The 17,834-nt window shown below is 43.6% G+C and carries 12 protein-coding genes; 2 read left to right on the forward strand and 10 right to left on the reverse strand.

The features are described 5' to 3' along the window. Positions 1–5: 5 nt before the first annotated feature. The 8 genes from EOD41_RS16145 to EOD41_RS16180 all read right to left on the reverse strand — a co-directional run bounded on the left by EOD41_RS16145 (position 6) and on the right by EOD41_RS16180 (position 13,970). Positions 6–1,763: a discoidin domain-containing protein gene (locus EOD41_RS16145; protein ID WP_127706814.1), complete on the reverse strand. Its 1,758-nt coding sequence runs from the start codon at positions 1,761–1,763 to the stop codon at positions 6–8. A 7-nt stretch (positions 1,764–1,770) separates the two neighbouring features. After that, the gene (locus tag EOD41_RS16150) at positions 1,771–3,123 is read right to left on the reverse strand and encodes a glucoamylase family protein (RefSeq protein ID WP_127706816.1); all 1,353 of its coding nucleotides are present in this window, start codon (positions 3,121–3,123) and stop codon (positions 1,771–1,773) included. A 17-nt stretch (positions 3,124–3,140) separates the two neighbouring features. Further along, positions 3,141–4,823 carry a glucoamylase family protein gene (locus EOD41_RS16155; protein WP_317133205.1) on the reverse strand — a complete coding sequence of 561 codons (1,683 nt, stop codon included), beginning with the start codon at positions 4,821–4,823 and terminating at the stop codon, positions 3,141–3,143. Positions 4,824–4,898: 75 nt separating this feature from the next. After that, positions 4,899–5,729: a LamG domain-containing protein gene (locus tag EOD41_RS16160; RefSeq protein ID WP_240663460.1), complete on the reverse strand. Its 831-nt coding sequence runs from the start codon at positions 5,727–5,729 to the stop codon at positions 4,899–4,901. Between the two features lie 19 nt (positions 5,730–5,748). Then, positions 5,749–7,218, reverse strand: a complete 1,470-nt coding sequence (locus tag EOD41_RS16165; protein ID WP_240663462.1) for a RagB/SusD family nutrient uptake outer membrane protein — start codon at positions 7,216–7,218, stop codon at positions 5,749–5,751. Between the two features lie 39 nt (positions 7,219–7,257). Next, on the reverse strand, positions 7,258–10,323 hold the full coding sequence (locus EOD41_RS16170) for a SusC/RagA family TonB-linked outer membrane protein (RefSeq protein ID WP_127706820.1): 3,066 nt from the start codon (positions 10,321–10,323) through the stop codon (positions 7,258–7,260). A 258-nt stretch (positions 10,324–10,581) separates the two neighbouring features. Then, positions 10,582–13,464: a ligand-binding sensor domain-containing protein gene (locus EOD41_RS16175; RefSeq protein WP_127706822.1), complete on the reverse strand. Its 2,883-nt coding sequence runs from the start codon at positions 13,462–13,464 to the stop codon at positions 10,582–10,584. Between the two features lie 314 nt (positions 13,465–13,778). Continuing rightward, a complete protein-coding gene (locus tag EOD41_RS16180; RefSeq protein ID WP_127706824.1) occupies positions 13,779–13,970 on the reverse strand; it encodes a hypothetical protein in 192 nt (63 codons plus the stop codon). Between the two features lie 43 nt (positions 13,971–14,013). Here EOD41_RS16180 and EOD41_RS16185 point away from each other — a divergent pair, with 43 nt between their 5' ends. Both EOD41_RS16185 and EOD41_RS16190 read left to right on the forward strand, forming a co-directional pair. Beyond that, positions 14,014–14,958 carry a TIGR01212 family radical SAM protein gene (locus EOD41_RS16185; RefSeq protein ID WP_205780576.1) on the forward strand — a complete coding sequence of 315 codons (945 nt, stop codon included), beginning with the start codon at positions 14,014–14,016 and terminating at the stop codon, positions 14,956–14,958. 209 nt (positions 14,959–15,167) lie between these two features. Next, a complete protein-coding gene (locus tag EOD41_RS16190; protein ID WP_127706826.1) occupies positions 15,168–16,397 on the forward strand; it encodes an acyltransferase family protein in 1,230 nt (409 codons plus the stop codon). Positions 16,398–16,400: 3 nt separating this feature from the next. Here EOD41_RS16190 and EOD41_RS16195 read toward each other — a convergent pair whose 3' ends face one another. Both EOD41_RS16195 and EOD41_RS16200 read right to left on the reverse strand, forming a co-directional pair. Further along, complete coding sequence (locus EOD41_RS16195) at positions 16,401–16,871, reverse strand: SRPBCC family protein (protein WP_127706828.1); 471 nt, start codon at positions 16,869–16,871, stop codon at positions 16,401–16,403. Positions 16,872–17,058: 187 nt separating this feature from the next. Further along, complete coding sequence (locus EOD41_RS16200; protein WP_127706830.1) at positions 17,059–17,532, reverse strand: ribonuclease H-like YkuK family protein; 474 nt, start codon at positions 17,530–17,532, stop codon at positions 17,059–17,061. Positions 17,533–17,834: the final 302 nt, after the last annotated feature.

Raw genomic sequence — 17,834 nt, forward strand, 5'->3', positions numbered from 1 at the left:
GTAAATTATTCTGACTTTATAATATCGGTTTGCTGCGAAACACCATTTTCATTAATCGCCTCTATGCGGAAATAATATGGCAGGTCTTTATCCATGGTTTTCACAAAATATTGGTTGGCATTGTGCACCATTATGCAGTTGTAAAGTTTATCAGGATCGGTACCCATGTAAATATTATAAGCATAAGCATTGTTAACCGGCTCCCATTTCAGCCATGCGCTGCGCTTGTCTTTTTCGGTACGCAACACAATAAAGTTTTTCACTGTTGATGGCTTCGCGCCGCCGCCATTACCAAACACCCGCAGGCCGCTTATGGCGAATTTGCCGGTAGGCATGTGCTGATTTACCAGTTTGATATAACGCGCTTTTACAGGCGAGCTCAGCTCTACATAATCATGCGGAACATCTGTTTTGTTGTTGCTTTTATCAACAAGTGTCTTCCAGTTTTTACCATCAGTTGAGTAAAGCAGTTTATACTGATGATATACGCCTTCTGATTTACCCAAAAACTCCGCGTCCTGATCGGCATAGTTTAATTGCACCGCATTTACTGTGCTTACATTGCCAAGATCAGTTTGTATCCATTCGCCGGCATTAGCCGTTGCAGCGCTCCAATAGGTTTTAATGTCCTCATCAACTGCGTTGTTGGCTGTGTATGCGCCAAGCGTTGATGATACCGTTACCGGCTTGTTGAAATTAAGCAGCATCCATCCGGTAAAGCGGCTTTTAAGGTGATTGGCCTTGCCATCGGGCAGGTAATGCGGGTAATCGCCGAAAACGGTATTGCAGTACATCACATCATCTTTGTCAAAACCTGCGGGCCAAATACCAATGCGGCGCTCGAAATTATTTTTTACCGAGATCACCATGGTTGATACGTGCCAATAGTTGTTCCACTTGTCCTGGTAGGTAGCGCCATGACCGGCACCGGGTGCAAAGCCGCCCGGTTTGTAGCTCATAGGCATAGGCTGCGGCTTAAATGGACCTAATGGCCCCTCGCCTACTACCACACCATCGGCATAGCCACTAAATTCGGTACCCGGAGCACCATATTGCAGGTAGTATTTGCCGTTATGCTTGGTCATCCATGCACCTTCCATAAAGCCATCCAGAAATATATCGTCGTAGTTTTCGCCGAAACGCTGCCAGCCATATTTCCACGATTGCAGCAGGTACATTTCTTTACGGTAGCCTTTCAGGTGGAAAGTAGTCGGGTCAACCTCGGCACCATATATTGGAAACACATTGCTGCTTCCATTATACATGTAAAGCTTGCCATCGTCGTCCCTGAAGAAAGCCGGATCCCAGCCACCGGGTTCAAACTTATGTATAGCTTCTTTCCACTCGTTGGCTTTTGGATTAGTGCTCATCCAGATAGGGAAATTGTCTGAGTAAGTTGAGCCGAACACCAGCAGCGTATCACCCTGTACCCAAACCGCCGGTGCACAAAGGTCATCGTACACTTTATGTTCCGGACGTAAAAAATGACGGGCTACAAAATGCCAGTTGTACATATCGCTGCTCCACCAATAGCCCCATTGGTTGGTACCAAACAGGTAATAATCGCCTTTGTAGGTAACAATCACCGGGTCGGCAGTGGCTCGGTGCTTACCAGCTGTTGCAAAATTTGGTATAGGGGTATAACCGTAATCCACATTTATTGGGTTACAATACGTGAGCTGTTTTTTTTGCGCTTGCGCAGATCCGGTAAACAGCAGAAAGCCGGTTAATAATGTAATTACAGGTAGTGTATATTTTATCATGCCGATACTATTTTAATGCCGGACTTTGAAAATCCAATCGTTTCAAACCATTCTGCACTTCAGGCGCGCTCATAAATAACTTCCAGAGCAAACCTGTACGGTAGTTTTCTATCATTGCCACAATTGGTCCCTGGTCAATTGCCAGGTATGATTTTGCATACCAGTTCTTGCTTTCGTTAAAGGCGTCGACAAAACCATATTCGCCCCATATCTTATCACCCAGATCATAGTAAAAATGGCGCAGGGCTTTCATTGATTGTTCCGGCGTATATGGAAATGCAGATAAAGCCGCTGTTGGTGTTATCACACCAAGGTCATTGGTCGGCGAATGGGCGTTGTAGCCTTCGTGGTTATCGCTGGCAGTTAATCCCCAGCAGTTTTCGCCGTAGCCTTTAAATTTTAATGGATTATCTACGCAATACGCATAGTTTATTTTGGTATGATTTACGTTTTGCTCCCAGTAATCGGCATAGCGGTCTTTCAATCCTTTGGGGTTTAACCCTAAAAACGAGTAATGCGTAAAGAACAGCGGGCCGCCGTAATCAAAACCAAGCGGCAGTTTAATGCCATAAAAAGTCTTTCCGTTTTTAAAGAAATCGCTTTGCGCCCAGCCGCGATTGTATATTCTTTCGGCATCAACCGGATAGCGGTCGGCGCAAGCGGCCAGTACATAAGTAATTAAACATTCGTTAAAACCGCGGATAGGGAAGTTCATGGCCCAGCCATTGTTTGGCGACCAGTGCCAGTACAGGTTATCACGCTCGTGCGTGTACCAATCCCACTCGATATCGCTCCAAAGCCAACCTATGCGGTTGCGCAGTTCAGCCTCTTTTGGTGAGTTGGCATTAAAGTATTGCTTAGCTGTAAGAAGGCCTTCAAAAAGGAATGAGGTTTCCACCAGGTCGCCGCCATCGTCTTTACGGCCGAACGGAATAGTTTTACCGGTTTCACCGTTAAGCCAGTGCGGGAATACGCCATGATACGAATCGGCCTTTTGCAGAAACTTAACCATGCGCATCATACGGTCGACAGCCTGCTCACGCGATATCCATTTACGTTCGGTAGCCACTATCAGCGCCATAATGCCGAAGCCGGTACCGCCGGTGGTTACCACTTCGTCGCCGTAGTCAAAACTTTCGTTGCTGCGTTCGCGTGCAAGGCCGCTTACCGGGTGCCCGAAATCCCAAAAATAACGGAACGTTTGGCGCTGCACCACGTCAAGAAGGGCGCTGTCACTTAAATTTTTTATGATACCAACCGGCTTTATTGGCGTTTCGGTTGCCTTTACAACCTTTTTCGATTGTGCAAAGCTGTAGCCTACGCCCATAAAAATAAGGGCTGTTAACAGTAATTTCTTCATTGTAGTTTAGATATATCTTATATACCGGGGCCGCTAAAACCCATATCTTTTAATCCTTTTTTTACCTCGGGAGCGCTCATGAACAAATTCCAAAGCAATTTGCTCCGATAGTTCTCTATCATCACCAATATCGGTCCCTGATCAATAGCCAGATATGAATTGGCAAACCAAGGTTGTTCAAGGCTGAAAGCATCGTAAAACCCATACTCGCCCCAAAGCTTATCACCTAATTTATAGTAAAAGAATTTTAACGCCTTCATTGATTCTTCGGGCGTGTAAGGCATTGATGATAATGCCGCGGTAGGCGCTATAACGCCTACATCATTGGTTGGCGAACTTGCCGTATAGCCTCCGTTAATATCGCTGGCGGTTAATCCCCAGCAGTTTTCACTATAACCATAGTAACCTTTAGGGTTGGCTACCGAATAAGCACGGTTGATAAGCGTATGTGCTTTTGTTTGTGTTTCATAGTTAGCATAAGCATCGCTTAGGCCATTTGGATTTAAACCCAGGAATGAGTAATGCTCAAAAAACAGCGGACCGCCCTGTGCAGGGCCAAGCGGCAGTTGAGTGCCATAAAAAGTCGCGCCATTTTTGATGGTGCCGTTACCTGCCCAGCCTTCATCATAAACGGCTTTTGGTATAGCATGTGTGTTTGACGATGCGGCAAGCACATAAACAATAAGCGCTTCGTTCCAGCCTTTTATCGGCATGTTCATGTCCCAGTTGAAGTTAGGGCTCCAGTGCCAGTACAACACATTTTGATTACCTCGACGAAACCAGTGCCACTCAACACCGTTCCACAATTCATTAATGTCATTGCGCAAAGTGGTTTCGGCAGCCCCTGCGCCATTGAAGTACTGACGTGCAGTTAGCAGTCCCTCCATCAGGAAACCGGTTTCAACCAAATCGGCGCCGTTATCTTTATCGCTGAAAGGCTGCACCCTGCCGGTATTTCCATTAAGCCAGTGCGGGAACGCGCCGTGAAATTTATCAGCGGTTTTTAAAAAGCCAACGATTTTTTGCAAACGTTCAAGCCCTTGTGTACGACTGATAAAGCCGCGGTTTATACCGGCAACTATACCCATAATGCCAAAGCCCGAACCACCAGTTGTTACGATATCGCCTGAAGTATTACGTTCGCGCGCCATGCCGCTTGTTGGATGGCCAAAATCCCAGAAATATTTAAACGTTTGGCGCTGTACCAAGGTGAGCAGTTCATCGTCAGATATTTCAGGGAATTTATTTACCGGGTCTACCTCTGTAAGCAATTGCACAGTTACACCTGTTTGCAGCTTACTATCTTTAACCGATTTAAGGTTAGTGCTTACTGCTACATTGTAACGGGTAAGGTTTTGCAGCGGTTCAGATGGTTTTATAACAATGGTTTTGTCGCCATCTTCGTAAGTAGCATCATAAGCCACATTTGTTCCGCCCTGGGTTTTTAGGGTAACCGTATTAGCTACAGTGATTTTGTTGAGCGCTTCAGAAAAAGATATTTTTATTTCAGGTGAGGTATTAATGCCTTTATAGGTAAACCCGGCAGAGGTGCCGTTAACCTTTAAAGCACTGAAGCTGAAAGATGCCGGTATTACGGGATCAGGGTTTGGTTCAACATTGCTGTCCTTGCTTTTACTGCACGATACGCAGGTAAACAGAATTACGGAATAAAAAAGTATCTTTTTAAAAGTCGTCATCATTTACACACTTCCCTAAACAAGCTGCCCACCCTTTTTGAGGTGGGCAGCCTTATTTGAACAGTTTGTTATTATTTGTTATTTACCGCGGCCTTCAAGTTTAGTTAAAGCTGATATTTCTTCAGCTGTTAAGGCTTTGTCGTATATCCTTACTTCATCAAGCTGGCCTTTTAAATAACTTGCCCAATCTTGTTTGGTTGTTGCAGAAGTTAAGCTTGGGTCGGTTTGAAAATGTACAGTACCAAACACCATTTTGCTGGCGTTTTGGAAAGCTATCGGACCAAAGCCGGCTTGCTCACTTTCGGCAAGTTTAGAGCCGTTTAAATAAACCACAAACTTTGATACGCCATCATAAGTAACTGCTATGTTTATCCATTTTCCCCATGGATTTACCACGTCGTAATTACCAAGCCATGCTTCTTTAGCTCCACTTCTTACATGTACCTTTAACAAGCCCTTGTCGGCTGTTGCGCCATTTTCAAAAAAGATGGTTAGGTTACCCCAAAACTCTGTACTGTTTGATATATCCATCACACCAACAATGCCGTCAGTATTTTGCGGAGTGTTAACCCATGTGCTAACGGTAAAAGCCGACATATTTTGAACAGCGGTAGGTGTATTTGATACTACATATGAATCATCTGCACCCTGCATAGCCTGGCCTTTAACGCCGCCGGCAAATGTAGCACCGGTTGCAGTACCGGCAGTACCTGATATACTATCGGTAAGGTCACCGTTGAATGACCAATATGCTATCAGGTTCGAAGGCGCTATTTCATTAGCACTTGTATAGCCGCCAATATTAAGCGGAGGCGCATAGGTTGACGGATCAAACTTTTTTTGACATGCTGAAAACGCTAAACCGGCTCCCAGCAATGCCATGATATATTTGTTAGATAATTTTTTCATGATCTTCTCTTTATTAAGATTAATAACCGGGATTTTGGGTTAATACACCTGCGCTTTTTTCAATTTCTGTTTCAGGCACTGGCCATACTTCGTTTTTATTTTCCTGCCACCCTTTAGGGCCAAATACTTCTTTAGCCCTGCCTTGTCTTATCACATCGAAATAACGGTCAAATTCCATAGCTAATTCAACATGACGTTCATGCCATATTGCCTCACGCAGTTCTTGCTGGCTTGTAGTTGTTATTTGAGGTAAAACCCCTGCAGCAGCACCCGTTCTAGCACGTGCACGAACTTGTTCTAATGAAGCCAGAGCAACATCAGTTTGTCCTAATTCATTCGCAGCTTCGGCATTCATTAATAACACTTCAGCATAACGTATTACACGAATATTTTGCTGAGCACCTTCATTGTAACCAGTTACATATTGACTAAAAGGCACGTATGATTTTTGATTATACATTGGATTTGGCGCAGAAGCTGATATCGGATCTCCTTCAGGTGTGGTTTCACCACGAAAAATAATTGTCGCATCACGACGTGGGTCGCCAGGCTCATATGCATCAGCCAAAGCTTGCGTAGGAACGTTGAATCCCCAGCCACCACCAACCTGGGCCCGCACACCTTGCACCTGCGAATATTGAGAGTTTGAGGCAGCAGGGTTACCCTGTACAATTTCTGCTTGTATTTCAAAAACCGACTCCTGGTTGTTTTCATTATTTGTTCTGAAAAGCTGCTCATAGTTAGGAAACAATGAGTATCCTAAGCCTTTAACCTGGTTGGTAAGGGTTAGCACATCATTCCATTTTTGCTGGTACATGGCAACTTTAGCGTGTAATGACAGCGCGGCCCCTTTAGTAGCACGGCCTATATCGTTACCAGAGTATGATTGTGGCAATGCAGCTGCAGCTTCAGTCAGATCGTTTTCTATAGCTGCATAAACCTCCGCTTTAGGTGTACGTGGAATATTAAATTCAGCCGCTTCTTCGGGTACTTTTAAACGCAATGGTACATCTCCAAAAGCCCTTACCAGCCTAAAATATTGATATGCCCTAACAAATTTTGCTTCGGCCAGATAACGTGCCTTTAATGAAGCATCCATTTGTATTCCTGGTACATTATCCAATACCTGGTTACATAAGTTGATAGTAAAGTATCTGCCATTCCAAAAATCAGATAACTGGCCCTGTGTTGATGTAACGGTAAACTGATCATACATGTTCATGAACGGAACAGATCCGTCGCTTGGGTCACTACCTGTTTCGGTGTCGTCTGATCCAAGACTTTCAAGTGCAATAGGCGCAAACGCGACTTCTGTCCACGAGCGCAAATTGGCATATATAAAATTTACTGCTTTTGTTGCATCAGCTTCTGTTTGCCAAAATTGGGTTTCAGCCGGCTGTCCTTGAGGCGGCACATCTAAAAAGCTTTTTTTACAGCCGGTTGCAGCTATCAGAAAAGTAAAAGCTAATATTGACGCTTTCCTTCTCATTATATTTTTATATAATTTCATTTTCTGTTTTAATTAATGTTAAAAACCTACGTTAACACCAAAGTTGTAAGTAGCAAACAACGGATATACGTTATTATCAACGCCGGCTACTGTAGGTTCGCCACCTACTTCAGGGCTAAATCCTCTGTAGCTGAAGAAATTGAAAGCATTTTGCGCATTTGCAAATACTCTAACCCTGCTTAGTTTCCACTTACCTATTAATGATGAAGGCAATGTATAACCCAATTGCAGGTTACGTATGCGTACATAACTGCCGTCTTCTACATAAAATGAGTTCGACCTATTGTTTTGGCCGCCCGCTATATATGTTGAAGGATAAGTGTTAGATGTACCCGGGCCATGCCAACGGTTTTCAAAAAAGTCTTGAGTAAAGTTTTCAGTACCAAAACGAGCGCCAATGTTAGCGTTGTATAAATCAACGCCGGCTACACCTTGCAGGTCAATGGTAAGGTCAAATTGTTTATAGGTAAAATTTGTATTGAATCCATATACAAATTTGGGATTAGGATTACCTAATACAACCCTGTCTTTATCATCAATTTTGCCATCGTTGTTTACATCCTCATATTTAAAATCTCCCGGACGTGCGCTTGGCATTATAGGGGTGTTATTTTTTGCATAGCCTGTAACTTCTTCAGGTGTTTGGAAAATACCTACAACCTTAAGGCCGTAAAATTGACCAATTGGAGCACCTAAAACTGTACGGGTATTGTTATTTGCGGAACCAACCGTACCAACTGCTTTATCTATAGCGGTTGCACCTGACTCAACAGTTAATACTTTGTTGTCATTGATACCCAAATTAGCACTTAAGCTGTATGAAAAATCTTCGCCTACTTTATCTTTCCAGTTTACTAAAAACTCAAAGCCTTTATTTTGAATAGTAGCCTGATTAGATGTTATTGAAGTACCACCTGATGTGCCTGATTGCAAACCAAAATCTCCGCGGATAGGCGCATCAAATATTGCTCTTTCAGTTCTTCTGTCATAATAATCAACTTCAGCATATAACCGGTTATTCAATAATGACATTTCAAGACCTATATCAGTACCTGCACTTTTTTCCCAGGCAACAACCGGCGGTACTATTGTAGTTATTGATGCCCCGGGACTTGTAAATCCACCCGGACCAACATACATGCTGCCATCGTTTTGAGTTACAATCCTGGTAGCAATATTAGCCGGAACTGACATGTTACCTATTTTACCCCAGCTACCACGCAGCTTTAAGGTATTGAACAAAGACTGATCTTTCATAAATCCTTCTTCAGAGATAACCCAACCTGCACCTATTGAAGGGAAATAGCCCCAACGATCGTCACCTGAATATTTCGAAGAACCGTCAGCTCTTAAAGTAGCATTCAACAAATATTTGCCTTTGAAAGAATAATTGATACGACCGAAATATGAACTTACAGTATTATATAAAGGATAGGCTGATGGAAAGCCCGGATCAATATCCTGTACTTTGATGTTAGTACCACGGGTAATGTAATATCCATTACCATTATCAGGAACATTTTCTGCAGAAGTAATGGTTTGATTAAACCTGTATGATTGTGCGCCCTGGCCTACCAATATTGTTAATGAATGATCGTTATCGAAAGTGTTTTGATAGGTTAAAGTATTTTCCCATATCCAGTTTCTGGTCCTTCCATCTGTAAGTGTAAGACGGCTTATCGAATTACGTTGAGAAAAAGTGGCCGCGTATACCGGTGCATAATTGGTTACGTGATTATCGCCATAATCGCCGCCTATGCTGGTATGAAAGGTAAAATGCTTAGCAAATTTTAAATCGGCATATACATTCCCTGTTCCACGATAGTTTCTTGATTTTTGATTAAAAAAGTCAAGCGTAACCTGAGGGTTAAACAACGCCGAGCTGGTTACATTAAAATCATTAGGATCGCCGTATGTACCATCTGAATAATATACCGGAGCAATTGGTACTGCTGAATAAACCTGGTGAAAAATTTCTCCCGGCAGATCATTCGAGTTATTCATAGAACCGGTAAGGGTATATCCTACTTTCAAGAAATTAGTTAGATCAAAATCGTTCTTAACACGTAATGTATACCTGTCAAACGAGTTACCTTCAACAGTACCATTCTGTTTTAAATAACCGAAAGAAACGTTGTAAGTGTATTTCTCGCCACCACCGTTAACTGATAAGTTATGATTGGTAATTAGCGCGTTTCTAAATATCTGACGGTTCCAATCAGTACTTCCAAAGCTGTTTGGATCAGCATAGCGCCCTTGAGCAGCGCCACCTTGTATATCAAGTTCATTTACCAACGTGGCATATTGAGGACCGTTGGCAAGTTTTACTTCATTTGTAATTACCTGATTACCCACAATCCCGTCATAAGTTACACTGGTTTTAGCATTTTTTGATCCTTTTTTGGTGGTGATAAGTACAACACCATTAGCTGCCCTGATACCGTATATAGCTTGCGAAGAAGCATCTTTCAATACACTCAGATTTTCAATGTCATTTGGATTAAGGAAGCTGATATCATCATACCATACACCGTCAACAACATATAATGGATTTACGCTTCCATATACTGTACCGGTACCACGTATGCGTATTTGCGGTGACGCACCCGGCGCACCTGAATTGGTGATTTGAACACCCGGTACCCTACCTTGTAAAGCGCTTATCGGATTAACAGAAGGTTGTTTGGAGATGTCTTCTCCTTTTACTTGATTTACCGAACCTGTTACATCAAGCTTACGTTGTGTACCGTAACCAACTACTACTACCTGCTGCAATTCAGTTGCCTGCGATGCCAGTTTGATATCAATTGTTGTCCGTCCGTTAATTGCAATGGTTTGTGTTGCATAACCTATGTAGCTTACTTGCAACTGTCCATTTGAAGGTGCGGAAATTGTATAACTTCCGTCGGGACCGGTTTGTGCACCGGTTTGCGTTGATGGTACTGCTATGCTTACGCCAATCAGGGTTTCGCCGGTTGTAGCATCGGTTACTGTTCCTTTAACAGTAACATTTTGCGCCATGGCCCGATTAACGAGAAATAGAGACAATACCCCACATAATGAGATAGTAATTATTCTCTTCATAAAATGGTTAATTAAGTTAGGTGTACTAATAATTGTGTGCTGCACTCCAAAGGTGAGAAAGAGAGGTTGAAAAGCAGCAATTTTGTAACTTCACATTACTACATCAACCTTAAATTAATTGCTCAAATTAAAATTTAAAGTTATTTAAACGGTTGAAAATCAAATTTTTAATAATTAAAGTAACCTACTCAAATGTAAGTTTGACACATACGACTTTCATGTTAAGAAAATCGATTTATGAGAGGTGTTGATGTAGTACTAAAGAGCCATAAGAAACTCAACGAGGTTCTGATCGTGCTCTAATCCGAGCTTTTTTCGAAGCCTATAACGCCGGATTTCGATGCCTCTTAAAGAGATGTTTAACAACGATGCCATTTCTTTACTGTTCATGTTCATGCGCAAGTAGGCGCATAGTTTAAGGTCGTTAGGAACAAGGTCCGGATGCTGCGCTTTTAGCTTTTTGAAGAAGTTCTCATGAGTTTCATTAAAGCTATTCTCGAACAATACCCAGTCACGTTCGTCATTCATCCCATCGTCAATTACCTTTTGTATTTTTCGTAATTGTTCGGGCGGAAGCTTTTTACCACCGGCATCTTTTAGTTCGGTTATCTCATCGTGTATACGCTGCAGCAATTCATTCTTATAAACAATATTCATAGCCGAATTTGCCAACTCACGGCTTTTACGGTCAAGATCATTCTGTAACTGCTCATATTTCAGCTTAACCATGCGTTGCTCCTGAGCCGCTGCTTCTTTTTTCACGAACTCCTCTTTCTCCGCCTGAAGCTTCTTCTGCAAACGCTGCTGGTGCTTTCGTATCTTAAACTGATAATATCGTTTTGCAGCATAATAAATAATCACCACCAGTATCAGGTAACCAACAAAGGCAATTCGCCTCAAGTACCATGGTGGCTTTACACTGAAACTGAGCGTTGTTATGTCTGATACCTGCTCGTTCACCCGGGCGCGAACCTGCAGCTGGTAATCACCCTGACTAAGACTGGTAAACTCCTTTTGCGTTTGCGTTGTCCACTCCGACCATTTATCCGAATATCCCTTCAGGTAATACTGAAACTCAACCCGCGCCTGGCGGTAGTAAGGCAGCGAGAAATTTACCCTCAGGTTGTTCTCTTTATAAGGAAGCTGTATGTCGTTCCGTCGCTTAACTGTTCTTATTTTATCTCCAAAGCGCTCAATTTTACGTATCAATACTGCGGGAAGGGGCGTATTGCCTGTCAGCCCCTTGCCGTCATCGTTATAGATTGCAAAGCCATCATCAATACTAATTAAAAACAGGTTGTTGCTGATGCGGCTGATGCTCTCGTAATACTTAACCATACGCCCGCTTAGTACACGAAAGCTGGTTGAGTCAAGCTTTAACCGGCCGTTAACTGAGAGATCGGCCAAGGCAACACGGCCATGATCGATAAACCAGTATTTTTGCCAATTTGCTGATATAATCTTGTTAGCTGTACGAAACGAGCCCAGCATGTTGTTCAGCTGATTGTACCTGAAAAACTTGTCGGAAATCTCATCGTATATGTAAAAGCCCGCGTTGCTCGAAAAAAGTATCTGGTTGTTCAGGTTAAACACGTTAACATTATAACCGCCCGGCAAACCATTCTTGTCGTCGTAATATTTTACCGATGCGGCCGTCCTTCCGTCCGCATTAAGCCGTATCTTGTAGACACCTTTGTATGCATGGCTTACCCACAGCTGGCCCTTGTTGTCTTTCTCTACATAGCGCGACGGCGCCGAAAAATTTTTCACCTTATAATCAAACACCCAGTTGCCTCCTGCATCTTTACGGTACACGGCCAAGCCGGTGTAAGTACCCTGCACCAGTTGATTATCGTTCAGCTTGCGGATACTCCAGCCCCCGTTTTCTGACGATATTTTGCTGATCTTATCCCCTTCTACCTGGTAAGTTCCTTCATTATGACCGCATAGCAGCTTGCCATCAAGCAGGCTTAAATCCCACACCTGCCCCTGGCTGCCTGCCACAAACTTAAAGTTGAACGACTGGAACGGCCTGTTATTCTGCGCTATCCAATCGCTGTAAAAAAGGCCCTGATTGGTGCCCAGATAGATCTTGTTGTTATGGATGATGCTGGAGTACACCGTACCGAACTGCCCGCTTTTGTCGAAATAAAAATATAGCGGCGAGATGATCTCAATCCTGTCAATACCGTTATCGAGACCTGCCCAAAGGTTTTGCTCTTTATCAAGGTAAAGGCTTAAAACGGTATTGTTTTGCAACCCGCTCGACTTGTTGATGTGCTGCACCACGTTGCCTGCCCCGTCAATAATGATAATACCGTTAAGGATGGTGCCGAAGGCAAAGTAGTTGCCCGGTATGGCCACGCCGTTGTTTATTTGGTAGCGCTTTATAAAGTCGTCGGCTTGGGTTGCCCATGGGGTAACACTGGCGCCATCGTAAATAAACAGTCCGTTTTTTGAGGTAGCTATAAGGTACCGGTTGCCGCCAAACGGCAGTATCGACAGGATGCCGCTTTTAAGCACGTTACTGCCGGAAATGAAGGCCAGTTTGTCGTTTTGCAACTCGTACAAACCCTCGTTTAGCCGCTCAACCAGATAGCGGTTGCCCGCCTTGAACAAAAACAGGTAAGGTTGAAACGGCAGCGGCGGATTAACCACGCTGATGCGACCGTTACGGTAAATGTAAATAGTGCCGAACGACTGGAACAGTATCCTGTCTTCATCAATATGTATCTTCCAGATTTCTTCTTTAAGCGGAAACTTTTTGGGGATGAGCTTCACCAGCGAGGTGTACCTGAACACGCCGTCTTTCCCGGCCGACCAGTACCCGATCTCTCCGAAAGCGCCTGTGTAAATTTTGCCCTTACCATCGGCGGCTACGGCGCGTACGATGAGGCCGTTTGGCAGGCGGTACAGCTGCCAGTTATGTCCATCGTAACTAAGCAACCCTTCCGAATTGGCGAAGTACATTATGCCGTTGCCATCGCGGGTTTCGGCCCAGTTTTGGTTGCCCGCCTGGTACACCGTTTTAGGGTAATTTTGCACGTACGGCACGCCAATACTGCGTATGCGGGCGCCAAAGGCTACCACCGGCAGCAGCACGGCAATTATAATAAATTGAAATACTGTTGATAAACGCATATATGAAGCCAGTCCCCTCGTAACGGAACGTATAATCGGTTAACCGCTAAAATTAATCAAAAGTATAACATTTACTTATTTGCTAAAAGGGTGGGGGTGTGGGTAGGTGTTGACGTTAACAGAGTAAACACCGTCAACAGCGTAAACACCCGTCAACAGCGTCATAATTTTGGCACCAGATTCGGCGTAGTAAGGGCTCTGCTCTCGAGAGGAGCCTGATGCATGGCCTTTACTGCATTGGGCTTAGTATAACATTTTCCAAATCGATCAAACTCACACCCTTGCTTGCAAATTACCGGCTAAGCTGCGGTTCTTCACGGCCTGCGCTGGGTCGAGCCAGTGCGTGCCATGCGGGTTGATGGTGAGCATTTTATCAGTGATGAACCGGGTATAAAACCGGGCATTGAGTAGTAGCCAAGTTCGCGGTGGTTATGCCGTCGGCGTTCAGTACTGATTTTTGAAACCTGCCCATGTTTGGCCATAAAGCTACCAATTAAGGTTGACACAGTGTAAACATGGCTTCGGTATAAAATACGTATCTTTGCGCCTGTGGAACAAGCAGTAATACAGCAGGGATACAAGGGCTACAACAACTACGGTGCGTGGCTGAGGGAGAAATACAACGGGCAGCGCGTGTTCAAGGTGATTGTTGACGGCGGCTTTACCTGCCCCAACCGTGATGGCAGCAAGGGCTATGGCGGCTGTACGTATTGCAATGTTGATTCGTTTACACCGTCGGTTAGCCGCAGCACCCCTAATTTGCGCGAGCAAGTTGAGCAGGGCATGGAGCGCGCTATAAAGGGTAACAAGGCCGATAAATTTATTATCTACTTTCAGCCCAATACCAACACCTATGCGCCCACTCACTACCTGAAAATGCTATATGACGAAGCGCTGAGCATCAATACCGAAAACATCGTCGGCCTAAGCATAGGTACCCGTCCTGACTGTATCGATGCCGAAAAGATTGCCCTGCTGGAAAGCTATACCGACAGGTTCGACGTGGATTTGGAGATGGGTATGGAATCCATCTATAACGAAACCCTTAACCAGATAAATCGCGGCTGCAGTCATGAAGACCTGCTTAACGCCCTGAAACTGGTGGAGAACAGCAAGCTGGATATCTGTGTGCACACCATCTTTGGATTCCCATGGGAAACTAAGGAAATGATGCTGCGCTATGCCGAGGAAATAAACCGCCATCCGCAGATAAAATTTGTAAAGTTTCACCATCTGCACATTGTTGAAGGCAGCGTTATGGGTGTAAAGTATAAACGTGATCCGTTTAAACTGTTCAGTCTTAATGAGTATGCCGACTTCCTGTGTGAACTGTTGCCTCTTGTTCGCCCCGATGTGGTGGTGCAACGCCTCTTTGGCTTAAGCGACCGCGAGTTGCTTATCGCCCCTAACTGGCAGTTAAAGAAATCAGAAATACAGCATTTTATTGATAAAAGGATAATTGAGCGTGGCGTAGTGCAGGGAAGCGCTTTTTGATATCGAATTTCAAATTTCAATTTTGAATGTTTAGTATGATATGGAAATTTGATGTTCCATCATACGAAATTCAATATCTGCCTTAGTATCAGATTCGTTTAAAATTCGAAATCGAACGTTCGAAATTCGACATCTCAAAACCTTGGTATTGTGTTTGCAAATCAATTAGTTGTAAACTATTTGAATAAACCCTTACTAATTCCCCCGTTTTGGCTCAATCCCGCTTACAAAATTACATACCGGCGCTTACAGGCGTACGTGCGCTGGCGGCTTACCTGGTTTTCATTTCACACTATTCGTATGTGTTTGATGAAAATTTTCCCCAAACCGTGAAACGTTTCTTCGGGGAATTCCACATTGGGGTAACCATTTTTTTTGTGCTTTCAGGATTTTTGATCACTTACAGGTATTATAATCACTTTCATTTAACTACCGATTGGTTTAAACAATACCTTAAGAACCGCGTGGCGCGCATATACCCTATGTATGCCCTGCTTACCATAGCGGCGTTTGTTTACTTCTATTTTACCGGAGATCAGGCTATTACAAAAGGCAATAATCCCATAGCCATGCTGATAATGAACATTACATTCCTGCGTGGTTTCTTTTACAATTTCTGGGATACAGGTATAGCGCAAGGCTGGTCGTTAACGGTTGAGGAGTGTTTTTACTTTTCGGCTCCGTTTGCGTTTCTGATCATGAAGAAGTACCGTCAGTTCTGGCTGCAGCCATTGGTAATTACCTTAACGGGGGTATTGCTGGTGCTTATCTTCCGTAATCTTAACTTTTATGGCTTCTTCGGCAACTTTACTTTTGTGATGCTGTTCACCTTTTTGGGGCGTTGCTTCGAGTTTTTTATAGGTATACAACTGGCGTTATATATGCTGCGCAACGGGTTTGAGCGTGGCAACAAAATACCCTACACCTATCTTGGATTCATCGCCATTTTTGTTTGTGTGTATATAATGGCGTTGCAACCGGTGCCCGCGGGTTGGGCTGCAGGCCTGCAGCATCCGGTTGGTATTTTTACCAATAACTATATATTACCTATCTGTATTGCGCTGTTTTTTTACGGCCTGCTTACCGAGGGCTCTATCATGAAAAAGGTACTCAGCAATAGCTTTGTCGAGCTGCTGGGCAAAAGTTCGTATATTTTTTACCTGGTACATTTGGGCTGGATGTACACTCTGCTGCATACTTGGATGAACAACGGTAACGACTATGCTTTCGAACTGTACGATAAGTGGCAAAAAGACTGGATATCACCTTTTCAAAACGATCAGGTTAACTTATTGATCGCGTTTGTTGTGCTGAACATCGTATCAATACTGCTGTTCAAGTTTATCGAAGAGCCGCTTAATCATCGCATCCGTCACTCAAACTTCCTGATAAAATACAAAAAGCGTGAGGCGGAAGTGATTCACGAAGTAGTAAGCTAACAATTACATCTTGCCGAAACGTTGCTCTATCGCTTTTTCGCGGTAGCTGAAAATATGGTTGATCTTTCTGCGTACCAGCAGCCTGTCGGCTAAGGTACCTACTGCCCCATAAGGTATGGCGTAGGTAAGTCTGTCTGTCATGCGTATCCCCCCTTCAATTACTTTAAAATGGTGCTCGTGGTGCCACATGGCATACGGACCAAAACGCTGCTCGTCAACAAAATATTCTTTGTCAGGATGAATGTGGGTAATCTCGGTTGTCCAGTTCATTTTTATACCAAACAACGGTGCTATTTTGTACATGATCAGCATCCCCTCGTACATTTTGGTATCCTTTGTAAAGTCGGACGTGATATTGAAACCCATCCCGGGCGGCGTTATTTCAGCAAGATTTAAAGGCGACGAAAAGAAGTCCCATGCCTCATCAAGGGAGATAGGTATATTCTGCTCCCATTTCAGCGTATATGTTTTCACATTTGTTAAACGGGAGAGAAGCGAAATAGTTTAGAGTAGGTAGTTGAACTGCCTTGTTGTAATCTCTCTAATCGTAAAGAATTCTTCAAACGTCATCCCGAACTGGTTTCGGATCCCTCGGACATGTATGAGGGATGCTGAAACGAGTTCAGCATGACATGTCAAAACCACTTACTATTTACCACACTTACTGCACCATTTTATTAGCGCAATATGAGCTGGCGAACGCTTCCGGTTTAGCTTTAAATACAAAACCCATACTCAGGATATAGCCCATGGCCTCGTGTAACGCCTGGTTGCTTTTGAACATCGGGTTGGTATTAATGTCGGCGTGTACCTCAAGGTCAACATCATACAGGTCGAGCAGGTCGCACAGTTTGTAAGCCGTGTCAATCGACTTTTGCACTTCTGATAGCATACGCTCTTTAATGCTCATTTTTTGCGAAGTACGCTCCTGATGAATGAACATAAAACCGCCGCGCTGCTCGCGGATGAATACGATAACAGTAGCAAAATCAGTAACAGCGCCTTTCACTTGCGAGTCGGTACCAATGCATACTTTCAGTTTGTTGCCTAACAGTGTTTCGCGGGCAATGGCTTGTTCAACCTCTTCCAGGATGGGCGTTTGAATTACTTCGCCGCTAAATTTTCTCCAGGTCATATAAAATGTTTTAGGTTAATTTATATCGACCTGATTTACAGGTCTGTAAAAATAAGCTATAACATTTTGTAAAAACAGTCGCGCGGTGTTATTTATTTGTTAACATTTGTGTGATATTAACAGGTTATGTGGCATGGCGCAAGCGATTGGTGTTTCATAAGTGGCAATTGCACGAGCAGTCGCAGTTAAAATTTGCAATTATTAGGGATCATTAGTTGCTTTAATCAGGTGGTGTGCAATAGTTAAGCAATTTGCCAAAGTAACATTTTAACAGCCTTAAGCGTCAAATATTTCTGATGGAT

Source organism: Mucilaginibacter limnophilus (assembly GCF_004005815.1).
GTDB lineage: Bacteria > Bacteroidota > Bacteroidia > Sphingobacteriales > Sphingobacteriaceae > Mucilaginibacter > Mucilaginibacter limnophilus.